Source organism: Brenneria corticis (assembly GCF_003115855.1).
Classification (GTDB): Bacteria; Pseudomonadota; Gammaproteobacteria; order Enterobacterales; family Enterobacteriaceae; genus Brenneria; species Brenneria corticis.
The window spans coordinates 157931-175187 of the sequence record NZ_KZ819078.1; the positions used below are offsets into that span (position 1 = coordinate 157931).

Sequence of the window (17257 nt, forward strand, 5' to 3'; positions counted from 1 at the left end):
GGGCTGATGATGCTTTTGAAACATTTGCGTTATTTATTGATGATGGTCGGTATGCTGGTTATTACCGCCTGTTCACAGAGCGATCGCCCGGTATTTGTCGCGCCGGCGGAGCGCCTCCAGCCGGTTAAAGAGCAGGTATGGCCGGCTAATCATTTTATTGTGCTGGCTTACCACGATGTCGAGGACGAGGGGGCGGACCAGCGTTTTATGTCGGTGCGCACCAGCGCGCTTAATGAGCAGTTTGTCTGGCTGCGGGAAAATGGCTATCAGCCGGTATCGGTCGACGATATTCTTCAGGCCCGCTCCGGCGGCAAGCCGCTGCCGGCCAAAGCGGTATTGCTCACTTTTGATGACGGCTACAGTAACTTTTACTATCGGGTCTATCCCCTGCTGCAGGCTTATCGCTGGCCCGCCGTGCTGGCGCCGGTGGGCGAATGGCTGGACACCCCGGCCGATCGGCCGGTGAATTTCGGCGGACAGATGATGCCGCGCGAGCGTTTCCTGTTCTGGTGGCAGGTGCGTGAAATGGCGCAATCCGGGCTGGTGGAGATCGGGGCGCACACCTATGCGCACCATCACGGCGGCGTGGCGAATCCGCAGGGCAACCTGGAGCCGTATGCGGTGAACCGTCGCTATTACCCGGAGCGCAAGCAGTATGAAAGCGCGGCCGACTATCTGCGGCGCGTGGACGACGATATCAAGCTTATCACCCGGCGAATTACCCAGGTGACCGGTAAAGCGCCCCGCGTGTGGGTCTGGCCTTATGGCGCCGCGGGGGGCGTCGCGCTGCAACAGATTAAGCAGTATGGTTATCAACTGGCCTTGACGTTGGGGGACGGGCTGGGTTCGACGCAGGAACTCTATAACGTCCCGCGCCTGCTGGTCGCCAACAATCCTGACATCAGGCAGTTTGCGCAGATGGTGGTTGATGAACGGGAACGGGAGATTATGCGGGTAGCGCATATCGATCTGGACTATGTCTACGATCCCGACCCGGCGCAGCAAAAGCGTAATCTGGATTCGCTGGTGCAGCGAGTCGCCGATATGGGTATCAATACGGTTTTCCTGCAGGCGTTTTCCGATGCGCAGGGGGACGGCAACGTGCAGTCCCTCTACTTCCCCAATCGCTGGCTGCCGGTCAGAGCCGACCTGTTTAATCACGTCTCCTGGCAACTCTCCACCCGCGCCAATGTGAAGGTCTACGCCTGGATGCCGGTGCTGGCCTTTGACTTTGGCGCCGATTCGCCGGCCAGGGTTGAAAAAATCGATCTGACCAGCGGCCGACTGCGGGTCGACGCCCGGCAGTACAAGCGGCTGTCGCCCTGGAACGCCGAGGCGCGGCAACGCATCATCGATATTTATGAGGATCTCGCCTCCCATGCGGCGTTTGCCGGCATACTGTTTCATGATGATGCCCTGCTGGCCGATGACGAAGACGCCGGACCCGATGCGCTGCGCGCCTACCAGGCGGCCGGGTTCCCTGACTCCATCGCCGCCATTCGCCAGGATCCGCAGCTGTTCTCCCGCTGGACGCGTTTTAAAAGCCTGGCGCTGATTGACTTTACCCAGACGCTGGCGTCCCACGTGCGCGCTATCCGCGGACCGCAGATAAAAACGGCGCGCAATATCTATGCGTTGCCGATTCTGCAGCCGGAGAGTGAAGAGTGGTTCGCGCAGAATCTGGATGACTTTCTTGCCGCCTATGACTGGACCGCGCCGATGGCCATGCCGCTGATGGAAAACGTGCCGTTAAAAGAGAGCGACGCCTGGCTGGAAAAGCTGGTGCATACCGTCGCCCAGCGCCCCGGCGCGCTAGATAAAACGGTATTCGAACTCCAGGCCGTCGACTGGCGCACGCCGGATGAACGCTGGCTGAGCGCCGAACAGCTGGCCGAGTGGATGAAATGTTTACAGCTTAACGGCGCCCAGAGCTATGGCTATTACCCCGATAATTTCTTAACCGATCGGCCTGAGCTGAAGGTTATTCGCCCCGTATTTTCATCAGAGTGGTATCCGCTGCCATGAGAGATCGTATTGTCGCTTTCTTTATATTGTGCCTGGTGCTCAGCATTCCGGTCGGTATTTTGCTGACCTTCACCGGTGAAGTGATGCTGAACTTTATCTTTTTCTGGCCGCTGTTTATGTCGGGACTGTGGATATCCGGCGGCCTCTATTTCTGGTTTCACTACGAGCGCCACTGGCGGTGGGGGAAGGACGTTGTCCCGCCGGCGCTGAAAGGCGAACCGCTGGTTTCCATTCTGATCCCCTGTTACAACGAAGGACCGAATGCGCGTGAAACCATCGAAGCCGCGTTGTCGCAGCGTTATCAGAACATTGAGGTTATCGCCATTAACGACGGTTCCTCCGACGATACGGCGGAGGTGCTTAACCAACTTTCGGGCGAGTACGCCAAGCTGCGCGTTATCCATCTGGCCAGTAATCAGGGCAAGGCCGTCGCGTTGCAGACGGGGGCCGCCGCGGCGAAGAGCGATTTGCTGGTCTGCATCGATGGCGATGCGCTGCTGGATCGCGATGCGGTGGCCTATCTGGCGGCGCCGTTGATTGATAATCCCCGGGTGGGGGCGGTGACCGGCAACCCGCGCATCCGCACCCGCTCTACGCTGATCGGGCGTATTCAGGTCGGTGAGTTTTCCTCGATTATCGGGCTGATCAAGCGCACGCAGCGTGTCTACGGCATGATTTTTACCGTGTCGGGCGTGGTGGCCGCATTTCGGCGCCGGGCGCTGGCGGATGTCGGCTACTGGAGCTCGGATATGATCACCGAAGATATCGACATCAGCTGGAAATTGCAGCTGCGCCACTGGTCGATATTTTTCGAGCCGCGCGCGCTATGCTGGATCCTGATGCCGGAGACGCTGAGCGGGTTGTGGAAACAGCGCTTACGCTGGGCGCAGGGCGGGGCCGAGGTGTTTTTAAAGAACCTGAGTAATGTGTGGTCCTGGCGCTACCGCCGTATCTGGGCGCTATTCTTCGAATACAGCATTTCGACGGTATGGGCCTTTACCTACGCCATCAGCATCGTGCTGTTTTTAATCGGGCAACTGGTTGAGCTGCCGGGAAACATCCAGGTGCAAAATCTGTTTCCGCCGGCCTTTACCGGTATCGTGCTGGCGGCGACCTGCCTGGTGCAATTTTTCGTTAGCCTGCTGATTGAGCGGCGCTATGAGAAAAATATGGGCAGATCGCTTTTTTGGGTCATCTGGTATCCGATGGTTTACTGGATGTTAAGTCTATTTACCAGCCTGGTCAGCTTTCCGAAAGTAATGCTTAAGGCGCGCCGTCAGCGCGCCCGCTGGGAAAGTCCCGATCGCGGTATTGAAAAGGGGTAACCGATGAATTCTCCGTTGATTTTTACCGAGCAACGCCTGTTTCCGCGCGCGATCGACTTCTTGATGACGCTCTGCGGCTGGGGCGGATTTATTTGGCTGTTGGAGAAAGGCCTGCTGGCCGCGATACGGCAATCGCCATGGCAAGGATTCCACGCCAGGCTGTCGGAGCTAAACACCTTTTCTCTGTATCTTGCCATCGGCATTTTCAATGCATTGGTGTTAATCGGCTGGGCAAAATACAATCAGTATCGTTTTGCAACCGAACGGCGTCAACGCGTTGAGGATTTAAGTTCTGAAGAGGTGGCGCGAAGTTTTTCTATTCATACTGACCAGATCGCTATGCTTAACCAAAACCGGGTACAGCACGTCTGGCATAGTGAGGACGGGAACGTCGTTCGCATTGAGGAAATTGGTGTGAATCGCGGACAATAATTGGCCATATAACACCCATTATTTTCGATAATGTAAATAATGGGTATTATTGAATGTCATAATTATGTTGGTGAAATATATTTTATTTGTGAATGCCATAAGGTGGTTATAAATAGCGGCAAGATATGCTGCCGATAATAAACGGCGGTGATTATTATAAGGCGTTTAATTCCCGTTTAATATTGTGAATGGCCTACAGTTATTGTGGGTAAATAGAAGGAATGAAATACTGCGTGTTATTAAGGTGTAGTGATAATAATCGAGGCCCGGCGATTTTCCGCGCGCCCTCGCAACGTATTATTGCTGGCAACGGGGCACTTTTCACCTAATCCCAGAATAGTCAGGTTACTGCGCGGTATATTTCCGCTTTGTGCATAATAGTTCGCAACCGCATTTGCACGTCTGAGCGACAATGAGCGGTTGTAGTCGCTATCGCCATTGCTATCGGTATGTCCGTCCACTCTGGCGTGCTGTAGTCCTACTGAAGATAGCGCCGAGGCGATATGTTTAATCGCCGCTTTACTTTTAGGCGTCAGCGTCGCTTTATTATGCCTAAATAAAATTTTGTCCCGGGGAGCCAGGGTCCAGCCATCTGATGTATTTTTAAATCCTTGCGATTGTAATACGGAAACCTGTTCGGGGGTGAAGGGATCGGGCGGCGCTGATTGACATCCTGTTATCCCGAAAATTGTTATCACTGACAGCATGGCCATAAGGTCTACTTTCATAGAATCTCCCGTTTTTATGTTTTATATAGTCGTAGTGTTATGATGATTTTGTTTGTCCAGATACATGTTTTTATCTGCTTGTTCCATTAATGACTTCAGGGTTGAATTCTCATCGGCAATTGCCACGCCGATGCTTAGCGTCATTATAATATTAATTCCGCCGGGCAGACAGATCGGTTCGTTGATTTTTTTATGTATTCTTTTTATAACGGCATTGATATTATTCATATCCTGCGTGTGGGAAAAAAGAATCAGCGCGAATTCATCGCCGCCCAAGCGTGCGGGGAGTGATGTTTTACCAACGCAGTGCAGCAGGCGTTTGGCTATGATGGTTAAAACCTCATCCCCGACCGTGTGCCCATAGGTGTCGTTAATGTCTTTAAAGCGGTTGCCGTCCATGAAGAGCAAGGCGATGTGTGATTTTTTTTCTTCATCGCCGAGCAGTTCTTCCAATGCGCTGCAAAATGCGGCTCTGTTGGCTAATCCGGTCAGCGAGTCGCGCAGCGAGCGTTGCAGCAGCGAGTCGTTTTCTTGCAGTATCTGGTTTTGCCAATGTTCAATTTCATCAATCAGGCTGTTGAAGTCTTGAGCTAAAAGATCTATCTCGGTGATTTTTCCTGCCGGTATTCGCCGGGAAAAATTACGGTTTTCCCTAATGTCATGTACCACGTCGGTAATATTTTGCAGCGCGAAAATCAGCCCGCGATGCAAGCGCCGGGAAACAAGAATAGACAGGAGCGATGCTAAAATCACACACAGGGTCAGCGTCACTAATGAGAAATAAACAAATTGTTTAACCGTTGCATCCGCGCCTGAAATTTCAATTTCGCCAACCAGTTCTCCCCGATGGAAAATAGGCTGGATAACCGAATGGGGAAATAACCAGCGCATGATAACTTTATCAGTGTGATCCATTGAAATATTATCGACGGCACGCCACTCAGTTAGTTTTTTCCCTTTGGAGTCAGTCACGATTGCAACATTGAATTGACCTTGTTGACCAAGATTTTTCAATATTTCTTTCGTTGCGACCTCATCCTGAAATACCACCGCGGCTTCCACGCTCTGGCTAAGAGTATAAGCCAATAGCTGAAGGTTTTTTTCCGCGTAGTGTTTAAACGAAATCAGCGAGGCTGTGGTGATCAACATCCATGATACCGTCATGGTAATAATCAAACTTATGGTGCTAATTCGGGTCAGTGCGGACCTGAAGGTTATTTTTCTTGTTATATGGGTAGCAAAAGTTCCTTGCTTATTCATGATATTCATTCTGTGGGCGTGCGAGAATTAAAACCTCAGGGTTAACCCTGATGCCGGTTCGGGTCAGAGAATCTAAATTAACGGAAAAATTCACCTTTTTATTGGAGAATATCAGACAAAATGCACTGCCATAGATACACTCCAGGTTTTGTTCGGCAATAGTCAATAATGGATGATCAGGAAATTCGTTGGCTATTGTTACCTGTGCTGAAACAGGCTCCTGTCCAAAATATACCGCATCGCATCGTGAGGGGGAAAATTCATGAATGTTTTTTATTATCACGGAATTAAAGACCGGATTCTTTGGCGTATACGCCGTCAGGGCGGATAAAAAATAGGCGGAGGAGAATACACAAAGTGTAGGGGTTTTATTTTGCTCAGGCCAGTACGAATAACTGATAATACCGGCCACGGTTTGATAAACCTGGTCGGCCGGCACCAGCGACATTTCATCTCTTAGTCTGGACGGCTCTGTTTTAGCGGAAACTATCGCGGTAGAAAGTAAAAACAGGGCGAATACAGGCCACCTTTTCACCATATCCTAATCCAACCCTAACGGGAAAAATATTAGTTCAAACATAATGCAATATATTTAATCTTTAGTATGGTATCCAGTGGTTTTTCAGGTTTGTTCCAGGATGGTTGAAAAAAACGCTTACCGTTTCCCGTTTTCGGCGGCGGTCAAAAAACGCTAACCTCTGGTGCGGATCGCGACTTGCATAAATATAAATGTAGGAGATGCCGTATTTGGACATATTCGCCATCAAATTGGCCGTCACACCGGTTCTGATGCTGATTGTTTCGCTGGCCGTCAGGAAGTGGGGCGGTTTCGTCGGCGGCATGCTTTCCGGTATGCCGCTGACCTCCGGGCCGGTCGCCCTCTTTCTGGCTATCGAGCAGGGGCCGCAGTTCGCCGCTCAGGCGGCATCCGGCGCGCTGTCCGGGCTGAGCGCGGTATTGCTCACCTACCTTTTCTACCTTGTCGCCACCCGCGCGCTGGCGATTCCGGCGGCGTGCGTCTGTTCGGTGGCGCTCTTCGGCCTTATCTCCTGGCTGTTGCTATACGCCGGCGCGCCGCAGGGAGTGATTGTCATCAGCCTGGTGGCGATAGCTATTATTCTGCGCTTAACTCCCGCCGGGGAAAAAGAGACCAGGGAAACGGCGATCCCGTTCTGGGATATTCCGTTGCGGATGCTGACGGCGACCGCGATGCTGTTCGCCATTACCGGTTCGGCGCAGATATTGGGGCCGCAGGTAAGCGGCGTTCTCTCTCCCGTACCGGTCATCGCCTGGCCGCTGACGGTATTTGCCCATACGCAAAGGGGCAGAGGGGAAATGGCCGCGGTGGTGCGCGGTAACGCCGTCAGCGCCATCGGGGTCATCATCTTCTATCTGACGGTCAGGGAGCTGATACTCAGTGCCGGACTGTTAACCACCTTTGTCGCGGCTTTCGCGGCTTCCGTGCTGGTGACGTCCCTGCTGGCGGAGGTTATGCGTCGTACCGCCAGGGCGGTTGTGTAGATTGCCGCAATCGGCGATATCGCAAGTTATGACAACGATACCTGGTCAAAGGCATGTTATTAAATCGCGGTTAAAGACAACGAACTGATAAGTAGAGACAATTATTGTATGCCTAATCGCTGGAAGTCTTTTTTACCCCATGTCCATCCCAGGAATTGGTTATTGTGGTTTGGCCTGGGGGTGCTGTTTCTCCTGGTTCAGTTGCCTTATCCCATGCTGGTTAAGCTTGGCGGCTGGTTAGGCCGCCGCTCGATGCGTTTTTTAGCAAGACGGGTGGCGATAGCCAGACGCAACCTGGAGCTGAGCTTTCCCGACGCCGACGCGCGGCAGATCGACGCCAGAGTCACCGACAACTTCTCCTCCCTCGGCATCGGCCTGATGGAGACGGGCATGGCGTGGTTTTGGCCCGACAGACGAATAAAAAAGTGGATCGAGGTAACCGGGCTGGAGCATTTGCGGGCGGCGGAGGAGAAACAGCGCGGGGTTATCGTTATCGGCGTGCATTTTATGACGCTGGAACTGCATTTCCGCATGCTGGGGCACTGCCGGCCGATGACCGTGATGTATCGGCCGCATAACAGCGACGTGATGGAGCTGGTGCAGAAATGGGGGCGCTCAAGGTCGGGCAATAAGCTGGTCAGTCGCAAAAAGCTGATCGGTATGGTGCACACCTTGAAACGCGGCGGCGTCGTGTGGTTCGCCCCCGATCAGGACTACGGCCCCAAAGGCAGCGTATTCGCGCCGTTCTTTGGCGTGCAGCGCACGGCCACTTCCAACGGCACCTTTATCATCGCCAGACTGGCCAGGCCGGAACTGGTTACCGCGGTGGTGATCCGTAAACCCGGCGCCCAGGGGTACCGGCTGAGCATATCCCCCGGACTGCAAGATTATCCCTACGACGACGGTCTGGCGGCCGCGCGCTATATCAACCGGGCTATCGAAGACGAAATCGCCAAGGCCCCCGAGCAGTATCTTTGGCTGCATCGGCGTTTTAAAACGCGCCCGGCGGGCGAACCGTCTCTGTATGATTAGCGGCGCGCGGCGCCGGCCGCGCAACGATATTTAATGGTTCGCCGTTTTATCGACTATACTCAGCTTTCTTTCTCTGCCTTTCTTCATCAAATCATCGCCGCTGCCGTCAGCCGATGACGAATTTCCCATATTATAAGCCTGTCATCACGCCTTCCGGGACGGGCTTTACATGCCGACATGCCTGCGCCAATAGGGTCTGCCAGCTTCTGGATGTTACCTTCAATAGCGCCTGCGCGGGTTTTCGCGTTCAGGCTACAAGGCGATTATGAAAATATTCCCACGCGCGTTTATTTTTTCGCGTAAAGCCTCGCCGCCCTGGAATGATATTCTGCCGGTAAGAGGCGAGCTGTTCGGCATGGAGCGCCTGGAACAGCATGGGCGTACGCTTGCCGCCGCCCAGCCGGTGACCCTTTCGCCGCCCGCCGTGATGTTTTTACACCATCGCCTGAACGATAACGCGAAAGTGCTATTGGCCGCCTACCGCGCCAGCGCCGCGGAGCTGGAAAACGGCGGCAGCGTGGTGCCGGCCGCGGAATGGCTATTGGATAACTATCATCTGGTTGCGGCGCAGATCCGCGAAATCCGCGAAGATCTGCCTCCGCGCTATTACCAGCAGTTGCCGAAATTATCGCAGGGGCCTTTTGTCGGGTATCCGCGGGTATTCGGTCTGGTATGGGCGTTTATCGCCCACACCGACAGCCATGTCGATCCTGAAGCGCTGCGCCGGTTCATCATGGCCTATCAAGGCGTACAGCCGCTGACGATAGGGGAGCTGTGGGCCGTCGCCATTACCCTGCGTATCGTGCTGATAGAAAATCTGCGGCGGCTGGCCGACCAGATGACCGTGGGACGTCAGGCGCGCGCCGAGGCGGAGCTGGCCGCGAACCGCCTGTTGCAGGCGGGGGACGGGCAGGCCGCCCTGGCGAAGGAGATCGCCCGTCACCACGATGGGCCATTATCCGAAACCTTTGCCGCCCAGTTGGTGAAGCGGCTGCGCGATCAGGATCCGCGCACCACCCCGGCGCTGGGCTGGCTGGAACACCGGCTGAATCAGCAGGGGAGCTCGACGGAGAAGGTGGTGCAAAACGCGCAGCAGCGTCTGGGCGTGTCCAACGTCACGGTGCGCAATATTATTACCAGCATGCGGTTGATTTCCGATATCGACTGGGCGACGTTTTTTGAAAGCGTCAGCCTGGTGGATGCGCGTCTGCGGGCGGGCAGCGCCTTTGCGCAGATGGATTTCACCACCCGCAATCGCTATCGCAGCGCCATCGAACAGCTGGCGCGGCAAGCCCCCCGTAGCGAACTGGATATTGCCGAAAAGGCCCTGTCGCTGGCGCAGGGGGAGCCTGATTCGCCGTCTGCCGGCGAGCTTGACGACCGTAAGCGCGAGCCGGGGTATTACCTGATTGCCGAAGGCCGGCCGCGGCTGGAAACGGAGATTGGCTTTCGCCCCAAACCGCTACTGCGCTTTAACCGCCTGACGCTGCGGGCGGGGCTGGCGGGCTATGTGGGCGCCATCGGTTTTTTTACCGCGCTGTTGCTCGCCGCGGCGCTATCCGCTTTGTCATCCTCCGCCGTTTCCGGCGTCTGGCTGCTGTTTATCGGTTTTATCTGCCTGATTCCGTTCTCCGAGGTGGCGACGGCTTGGGTCAACCGGCTGACGGCCAGCCTGTTCGGCGCCGCGCCGCTGCCCGGGCTGGAACTGCTGCAAGGGGTGCCGACCCATTGCCGGACGATGGTGGTAATACCCACCCTGTTATCCAGCGAGCAGGATATTCTGCAACAGGTGGAACAGTTGGAAGTCCATTACCTCTCCGGCGGACTGGGCGATATCACCTTCGCCCTGCTGGCGGACGGCGTTGATGCCGATAGCGAAATCCTCGCCGGCGATGGGCAGCTGTTGACGCGGGCATCCCTGGCGATACAACTGCTCAATCACCGTTATGGCGCGGGAGCGGCCGGCGATCGCTTTTTACTGTTGCACCGCAGAAGGCTGTTCAATGCCGCTGAAAACGTCTGGATGGGCTGGGAGCGCAAACGGGGCAAACTGCATGAGCTTAATCGGCTGCTGCGCGGCGCCGCCGATACCAGCATTATTCCGGTCGACGGCGTCGCCGTGCAGGTTCCGGCCGATGTGCGCTATGTGATTACGCTGGATGCCGATACCCGTTTACCCCGGGACGCGGCCCTGAAACTGATTGGCAAAATGGCGCATCCGCTTAACCAGCCGCGCTGGGATGCCGGCGGAGAGCGCATCGTCGCCGGCTACGCCATTCTGCAACCCCGTATTACCCCCTCTTTGCCGGCGGGCCACGAAGGCTCGCGCTATCAGCGCATTTTCTCCGCGCCGGGCGGCATCAACCCTTATGAGGCCTCGGTGTCCGACGTTTATCAGGATCTGTTCGGCGAAGGTTCCTACACCGGAAAAGGGATCTACGATGTGGATGCCTTCGAACGGGCGCTACAGGATCGCATACCGGAAAACACCCTGCTGAGCCACGACCTGTTTGAAGGCGTTTATGCCCGGGCGGGTCTGGCCTCGGACGTCGAGCTGGTGGAGGCGTTTCCTTCGCGCTACGACGTTATCGTAAAACGGCAACATCGCTGGACGCGCGGCGACTGGCAGTTGCTGCCGTGGATCCTGGGACTGGCGCGCGCCGGGGCGGGCAAGGCGGCGCGCTTATCGGCGCTGGGCCGCTGGAAAATGATCGACAATCTGCGCCGTTCGCTGCTCGCGCCCAGCCTGTTGCTGCTGCTGTTTTTCTGCGGCGCCCTGCCTTTGGCGCTGGCATGGAAAGGCCTGGTTATGGTGTTGCTGGTGCTGGCGTTTCCCGCCTGCCTGCCCGCCTTCTGGGATGTGATTTCCCGCTGCTGGCGCGGACTGACGAGAGAGCAGCCGCTTAAGCAAAGCCATCCTTTCCGCCATTTGTTCAGCGATCTGAAACTGGCGTTTATGCAGGTCTTCCTCTCGCTGGCGTTTCTTGCCGATCATAGCTGGCGCTCGCTGGATGCCTTGATTCGCACCATGGTGCGCTTGACCATCACCCGGCGGCGTTTGCTGGAGTGGACCACCGCCGCGCAGTCAGGGCGCCGCCCGCGGCTGACGCTGACGGGTTTTTATCGGCAAATGCTTGGCGGGCTGCTGTTGGGCGCGGCGGCGGTGGGCGGTTCGCTGGCGGCGGCGCCCGGCAATTGGCCGCTGTGGCTGCCGCTGGCGCTATTGTGGCTGGCGGCGCCGGCGCTGGCGCTGTGGGTCAGCCGGGAACGCGCCATCACGCGTCAGGAAAATATCGCCGCGGCCGACAAGCGCGCGTTGCGCTTGACCGCCCGGCGCACCTGGCGCTTTTTTGAAACCTTTGTCACTGAAGATGAACATCATCTGCCGCCGGATAATTTTCAGGAACAGCCTAAGCCGGTTATCGCTCACCGCACCTCGCCGACCAATATCGGCCTGTATATGCTTTCCACGGTGGCGGCGCGGGATTTCGGCTGGATCGGCATCGTCGATGTGCTCGAACGTCTGGAAGCGACATTAACCACCATGGAGCGGTTGCAGCGTTTCAGAGGCCATTTTCTTAACTGGTACGACACGCGGGATTTACAGACGCTGCAGCCGGCCTATGTCTCCTCGGTGGATAGCGGAAACCTGGCGGGCAACCTGATCGTGCTGGCGAATGCCTGCGAGCTATGGCTGGAGGAGGGCGGGGAACAGGATATTCGCGAGCCATTGGCCGACCACCTGCAACTGATTCGCGAGTCGCTGTTTCTGCACCGGGAAACGCAGGGGGAACCGGCGTTGCTCCAGCGGTTAGGTAAGATTGACGCGTTGCTGAACAGCGATCTGCCGCCTGAACGCCTGTTGGCGGAATCGGCGCTGCAGGCGGATCAACTGCTGCGGCTGGCGGATGGGCTGTTGCCGCGCGCCGAGGACGGCGCCGTCGCCGAACCGCTTTTCTGGATCAACGCCGCCCGGCAGATGCTGGCGGCGCATAAAAACCAACAGGGCGTTTCAACCGCGCTGGCCGGGCGTTTGCAGGCGCTGGCTTCGCGCTCGCGCAAGATGGCGCTGGATATGGATTTCGCCTTTCTTATCGATCCCGAGCGCAAGCTGCTGTCGATCGGCTACTTAATGGCGGAAAATCAGCTGGACGTCAGCTGTTACGACCTGCTGGCCTCCGAGGCCAGGCTGGCCAGCCTGTTCGCCATCGCCAAGGGCGATGTCGGCACCCGGCACTGGTTCCGTCTGGGGCGGGCGGCGGTGCTGACCGGCCGGGGCGCGGCGCTGATGTCCTGGTCCGGTTCGATGTTCGAATACCTGATGCCGTCGCTGGTGATGCAGGCGCCGGTGGGCAGTCTGCTGGAGCAGACGACGCGCCTTATCGTCGCCCATCAGCAGGCCTACGGCCGCAGCGCATCGGTGCCCTGGGGCATTTCCGAGTCGGCGTATAACGCCCGCGATATGGATTTCACCTATCAGTATTCCAATTTTGGCGTTCCTGGGTTGGGGTTGAAGCGCGGTCTGGCGGATAACCTGGTGGTGGCGCCCTATGCCACCGGGCTGGCGACCATGGTCGATCCGCTTGCCGCCTGCCGCAACTACGAGCGGCTGGCGGGGATGGGGGCGTCCGGGCGTTACGGCTTCTATGAAGCGCTCGATTTTACCCCTTCACGCCTGCCGGAGAATAAAAAGGTGGCCATTGTTTACAGCTTTATGGCCCACCATCAGGGAATGACGCTGGTGGCCATCGCCAACGCCTTGCATGATGGCGATATGCGCCGCCGTTTCCATCGCGAGCCGATGATTCAGTCCTGCGAACTGCTGTTGCAGGAGAGCCTGCCGGCGCATGTGGCCATCGCCGAGCCTCAGCCTGACGATGTGAAAGCCAGCGGGGGCGAAAGCCGCAACGAGACCGCCGCGCTGCGGCGTTTTTCCGCCACGCCCGCGGGGGCGCCGGTCACGCATTTACTCTCCAACGGCCGCTATGCCGTGATGCTGACCACCAGCGGATCCGGCTACAGCCGCTGGGGCGAGCTGGCGGTAACGCGCTGGCAGGAAGACACCACACGGGACAGTTCGGGCAGTTTTATTCTGCTGCGCGATATGCGCAGCGGTCGCATCTGGTCCGCCGGCGAACAGGGGCAGCTCAGCGAGTCGGCGGGAAATCTTCCCGCGCCGTCGGCGCTTATCAGTAGCAAAATCGGCGTTGCGGCGCATCGCTACGACGTTATTTTCGGGGAGGATCATGCCTCCTTTATCCGCCATGAACGCACGCTGACCACCACGCTGGACGTACTGGTGTCGGGGGAAAGCGATGGTGAAGTGCGGCGGATAACCCTGACCAACAGCGGACGGCGGCGGCGCGATATCGAGCTGACCTCCTATGCGGAGGTGGTGCTGGCGACCCCCGCCGCCGATAGCGCGCACACCGCGTTTTCCCGCATGTTCGTGCAGACGGAATATCTGGACGAAATCTCCACCCTGACTGCCACCCGCCGGCCGAGATCGCCGGATGAGCAGCCGGTCTGGGCGGCGCATTTTGTGGTGCTGGAAGGGGCTATCGGCAGCAAAATGCAGTATGAGTCGGATCGCTCCCGTTTTATCGGCCGGGGCAAGTCGGTGATGACGGCGGATGCCATTTTAGGCCATCAAGGGTTGTCCAACACCGCCGGCACCGTGCTTGATCCGATCTTTTCGCTGCGCCAGCAGGTGCGTATTCCCGCCGGTAAAACCGTTCGCCTGGCGTTCTGGACGGTGGTGGCCGCTTCCCGCGATGAACTGATTGACGTGATTGATAAACATCACGATCGCAGCGCCTACGAGCGTGATAAAACCTTTGCCTGGACCCAGGCTCAGGTACAGTTGCGTCATCTTGGCGTGAAGTCCGAAGAAGCCGCGGATTTTCAGCGTCTGGCCGCGCCGATACTTTATGCCGACCCGCGTTTCCGGGCGCCGCCTGAATCGATAGTCAACGGCGCGGGAATGCAGTCCGGGCTGTGGCCGCTGTCCATATCGGGCGATCTGCCCATCGTGCTGTTGCGCATTGACGATATCGAAGATATGGCGCAGGTTCATCAACTGCTGCGGGCGCATGAATACTGGCGCCTGAAGCTGCTGAATGTGGACCTGGTGATAGTTAACGAACGCTCCTCGTCCTATATCCAGGATCTGCAGATCGCCATTGAAACGGCGATCCGCAGCAGCCAGTCGCGACCCAGGCTGGAGGGGGCGTCAACCCGCGGCGAGGTGTTTGCGCTGCGCGCCGATCTGATGTCCACCGAAGCCAGAGCCCTGCTGTTGTCGGTCGCCCGGGTTTCCCTGATGGCCCGCCGGGGACCGATCTCCAATCAGCTGGCGTTAATACCCCATTCTCCTCCCCGGACGCGCCCGCCGCATACGTTGCAACCGAGCGAGCCGGACAAAGCGCCGCCGCCTGAGATGCTGGAGTTTTTCAACGGCATCGGCGGGTTCGCCCGGCAGGGACGCGAGTATGTCATGCGCCTTGACGCCGGACACGCCACCCCCGCGCCCTGGATCAATGTCATCGCCAACCCGACATTCGGCTTTCAGGTCTCGGCGCAGGGCAGCGGCTATACCTGGGCGGAGAACAGCCGTGAAAATCAGCTGACGCCCTGGGGAAATGATGCGGTGGTCGACCCCGGCGGCGAGGCGCTGTACGTACAGGATGACGTCAGCGGCGTGCTGTGGACGCCGACGGCATGGCCGATCAACGACGGCGGGTGCTATATCGCCCGCCACGGCTTCGGCTATAGCCGCTTTACTCATCACGCCAACGGCATCGAACTGGAATTATTACAGTTCGTCCCGCTGGTCGATCCGCTAAAAATATCCCGTTTGCGCCTGCATAATACCTCGCTGCAAACGCGGCAGCTGACCATCACCGGCTATGCCGAGTGGGTATTGGGAACCTCGCGCAGCGGCAGCGCTCCCTACCTGTTAAGCCGGGTGGATGCGCAAACCGGGGCGATGCTGGTCGGCAATCCCTGGTCCGGCGCTTTCCCCGGACGGGTCGGCTTCGCCGATTTAGGCGGCTGGCAATCGTCGTACACCGCCGACAGAACCGAGTTTCTGGGGCGCAACGGACATATGCGCGCGCCGGCCGCGCTGCTTGAGGGCGTCCGGCTGTCGGGGAATACCGCGGCGGGATACGATCCCTGCAGCGCATTGCAGACCCACGTCACCATCGCTCCCGGCGAACAGTTGGATATCGTCTGGTTTATCGGTCAGGAGGCGTCCGCGGCGCAGGCCGGCAAGCTGATCGAGAAATATCGCGAGATCGACCTGGAGCAGGTGCTGGCCAAGGTTGAGGCGCACTGGGCGGCGGTAACCGGCGCGATACAGGTTAAAACGCCGGACAGAGCGATGGATATCATGCTCAACGGCTGGCTGCTCTATCAGACCTTGTCATGCCGTATTCAGGCGCGCTGCGGCTTTTATCAGGCCAGCGGGGCCTATGGCTTCCGCGATCAGTTGCAGGACGGCATGGCGCTGACCTTTTCCCGTCCGCAGGAGACGCGTCGCCACCTGCTGCGCGCCGCCGGCCGGCAGTTCGCCGAGGGGGACGTGCAGCACTGGTGGCTGCCCCATTCCGGCGCCGGGGTCAGAACCCATATCTCCGACGATCGGGTCTGGCTGGCTTTCGCCACCGCGACCTACGTGCAAACCAGTCAGGATTACGCGGTGCTTGCCGAACCGATCGCCTTTCTGGAAGGGCCGCCCGTGGCGCCAGGGGAACACGACGCGTTCTTCCAGCCGATGCCGTCGGCGGAATCCGCCTCGCTGTTCGAGCACTGCGCCCGCGGTCTGGATCAGTGCCTGCTGCTGACCGGCGCCAACGGTCTGCCGCTTATCGGCGGGGGGGACTGGAACGACGGAATGAACCGCGTCGGGGAAGGCGGCAAAGGGGAGAGCGTATGGCTCGGCTGGCTGCTGATCCGCACCATCGCCATCTTCGCTCCGCTGGCGGATACGCGCGACGCGCCGCGCGCCGCTCGCTGGCGTCGACACGCCGAGTCGGTGCGGCAGGCCATTGAACTGACGGCCTGGGACGGCGCCTGGTATCGTCGCGCCACCTTTGATGACGGCAGCTGGCTGGGCAGCCATATTAACGATGAGTGCGCCATTGACTCGATCGCCCAGTCGTGGGCGGTGCTTTCCGGCGCCGCCGACCCGCAGCGGGCGGAGACGGCGATGGCCTCTCTGGACGAGCACCTGATTCGCCGCCATGACGCTCTGGCGCTGCTGTTCACGCCGCCGTTTGATCGCACCGCGCGGGATCCCGGCTATATCAAAGGCTATCCGCCCGGACTGCGCGAAAACGGCGGGCAATACACCCATGCGGCGATGTGGTCGGTGCTGGCTTTCGCCCGATTGGGGCAAGGCAATAAGGCCGGCGAGCTGTTCGCCCTGCTGAATCCGATTAATCATGGCTCAACCCCGGAGCAGGTGGCCATCTACCGGGTCGAGCCTTATGTCATCGCCGCCGACGTCTATTCGGTGATGCCGCATGCCGGGCGCGGCGGCTGGACCTGGTACACCGGTTCGGCGGGGTGGATGCACCGCTCGGGCATCGAGGGCATTCTGGGGATCAGCCGGGAAGGCAATCAGCTGCTGCTTAGCCCTTGTATACCGGATTACTGGCCTGGCTTTGAGGCGGAAATCACCCTCGGGGCGGGCCATTATCTGATTAGCGTGGTGAATGATAATCACCGCTGCCAGGGAATTTCACAGGCAACGCTGGATGATAGGGTGATCCCGGCCGATAACGAAAAGGTGCGGGTTGAATTAGCCGCCGGGGAGCATCGCATCAGGCTGGTGCTATGACGGCGCGGTAAAGGCGGTATCCCGCAAATGCTGACTGCCCGTCGCGCCTGACGCTGAAAACGCCTTTGTCCCGGCAACGGAACAAAGGC

At 58.2% G+C, this 17257-nt stretch carries 9 protein-coding genes; 6 read left to right on the plus strand and 3 right to left on the minus strand.

The features are described from left to right. The first annotated feature begins 9 nt into the window (after positions 1–9). Genes pgaB through pgaD form a run of 3 tightly spaced genes read left to right on the plus strand, consistent with a single transcriptional unit; the run spans position 10 to position 3782 of the window. Positions 10–2025 carry a poly-beta-1,6-N-acetyl-D-glucosamine N-deacetylase PgaB gene (gene pgaB, locus DDT56_RS11115; protein WP_136166569.1) on the plus strand — a complete coding sequence of 672 codons (2016 nt, stop codon included), beginning with the start codon at positions 10–12 and terminating at the stop codon, positions 2023–2025. Continuing rightward, the gene (pgaC, locus tag DDT56_RS11120; protein ID WP_136166514.1) at positions 2022–3350 is read left to right on the plus strand and encodes a poly-beta-1,6-N-acetyl-D-glucosamine synthase; all 1329 of its coding nucleotides are present in this window, start codon (positions 2022–2024) and stop codon (positions 3348–3350) included. The genes pgaB and pgaC overlap by 4 nt, the downstream gene beginning before the upstream one ends. A gap of 3 nt (positions 3351–3353) precedes the next feature. Continuing rightward, the gene (pgaD, locus tag DDT56_RS11125; RefSeq protein ID WP_136166515.1) at positions 3354–3782 is read left to right on the plus strand and encodes a poly-beta-1,6-N-acetyl-D-glucosamine biosynthesis protein PgaD; all 429 of its coding nucleotides are present in this window, start codon (positions 3354–3356) and stop codon (positions 3780–3782) included. Positions 3783–4021: 239 nt separating this feature from the next. Here pgaD and yfiB read toward each other — a convergent pair whose 3' ends face one another. Genes yfiB through yfiR form a run of 3 tightly spaced genes read right to left on the minus strand, consistent with a single transcriptional unit; the run spans position 4022 to position 6308 of the window. After that, positions 4022–4510 carry an outer membrane lipoprotein YfiB gene (yfiB, locus tag DDT56_RS11130; protein ID WP_136166516.1) on the minus strand — a complete coding sequence of 163 codons (489 nt, stop codon included), beginning with the start codon at positions 4508–4510 and terminating at the stop codon, positions 4022–4024. A gap of 21 nt (positions 4511–4531) precedes the next feature. After that, positions 4532–5779 carry a diguanylate cyclase DgcN/YfiN gene (dgcN, locus tag DDT56_RS11135; RefSeq protein WP_470287757.1) on the minus strand — a complete coding sequence of 416 codons (1248 nt, stop codon included), beginning with the start codon at positions 5777–5779 and terminating at the stop codon, positions 4532–4534. After that, positions 5763–6308, minus strand: a complete 546-nt coding sequence (yfiR, locus tag DDT56_RS11140; protein ID WP_168197607.1) for a regulatory sequestration protein YfiR — start codon at positions 6306–6308, stop codon at positions 5763–5765. Before yfiR ends, dgcN begins: the two co-directional genes overlap by 17 nt. 200 nt (positions 6309–6508) lie before the next feature. On the opposite strand from yfiR, the gene DDT56_RS11145 reads away from it, so the two are divergent. The 3 genes from DDT56_RS11145 to DDT56_RS11155 all read left to right on the plus strand — a co-directional run bounded on the left by DDT56_RS11145 (position 6509) and on the right by DDT56_RS11155 (position 17168). Beyond that, positions 6509–7291, plus strand: a complete 783-nt coding sequence (locus tag DDT56_RS11145) for a hypothetical protein (RefSeq protein ID WP_136166518.1) — start codon at positions 6509–6511, stop codon at positions 7289–7291. Between the two features lie 108 nt (positions 7292–7399). After that, complete coding sequence (gene lpxL, locus DDT56_RS11150) at positions 7400–8323, plus strand: LpxL/LpxP family Kdo(2)-lipid IV(A) lauroyl/palmitoleoyl acyltransferase (protein WP_136166519.1); 924 nt, start codon at positions 7400–7402, stop codon at positions 8321–8323. 265 nt (positions 8324–8588) lie between these two features. Then, complete coding sequence (locus DDT56_RS11155; RefSeq protein WP_136166520.1) at positions 8589–17168, plus strand: glycoside hydrolase family 94 protein; 8580 nt, start codon at positions 8589–8591, stop codon at positions 17166–17168. Positions 17169–17257 lie beyond the last annotated feature (89 nt).

What these genes read in the sequence shown, in the direction of transcription:
- yfiR (WP_168197607.1), bottom strand. Translation starts at nt 6,308, where the DNA reads ATGGTGAAAAGGTGGCCTGTATTCGCCCTGTTTTTACTTTCTACCGCG.
- DDT56_RS11155 (WP_136166520.1), top strand. Translation starts at nt 8,589, where the DNA reads ATGAAAATATTCCCACGCGCGTTTATTTTTTCGCGTAAAGCCTCGCCG.
- pgaD (WP_136166515.1), top strand. Translation starts at nt 3,354, where the DNA reads ATGAATTCTCCGTTGATTTTTACCGAGCAACGCCTGTTTCCGCGCGCG.
- yfiB (WP_136166516.1), bottom strand. Translation starts at nt 4,510, where the DNA reads ATGAAAGTAGACCTTATGGCCATGCTGTCAGTGATAACAATTTTCGGG.
- dgcN (WP_470287757.1), bottom strand. Translation starts at nt 5,779, where the DNA reads ATGAATATCATGAATAAGCAAGGAACTTTTGCTACCCATATAACAAGA.
- pgaB (WP_136166569.1), top strand. Translation starts at nt 10, where the DNA reads ATGCTTTTGAAACATTTGCGTTATTTATTGATGATGGTCGGTATGCTG.
- lpxL (WP_136166519.1), top strand. Translation starts at nt 7,400, where the DNA reads ATGCCTAATCGCTGGAAGTCTTTTTTACCCCATGTCCATCCCAGGAAT.
- pgaC (WP_136166514.1), top strand. Translation starts at nt 2,022, where the DNA reads ATGAGAGATCGTATTGTCGCTTTCTTTATATTGTGCCTGGTGCTCAGC.
- DDT56_RS11145 (WP_136166518.1), top strand. Translation starts at nt 6,509, where the DNA reads ATGCCGTATTTGGACATATTCGCCATCAAATTGGCCGTCACACCGGTT.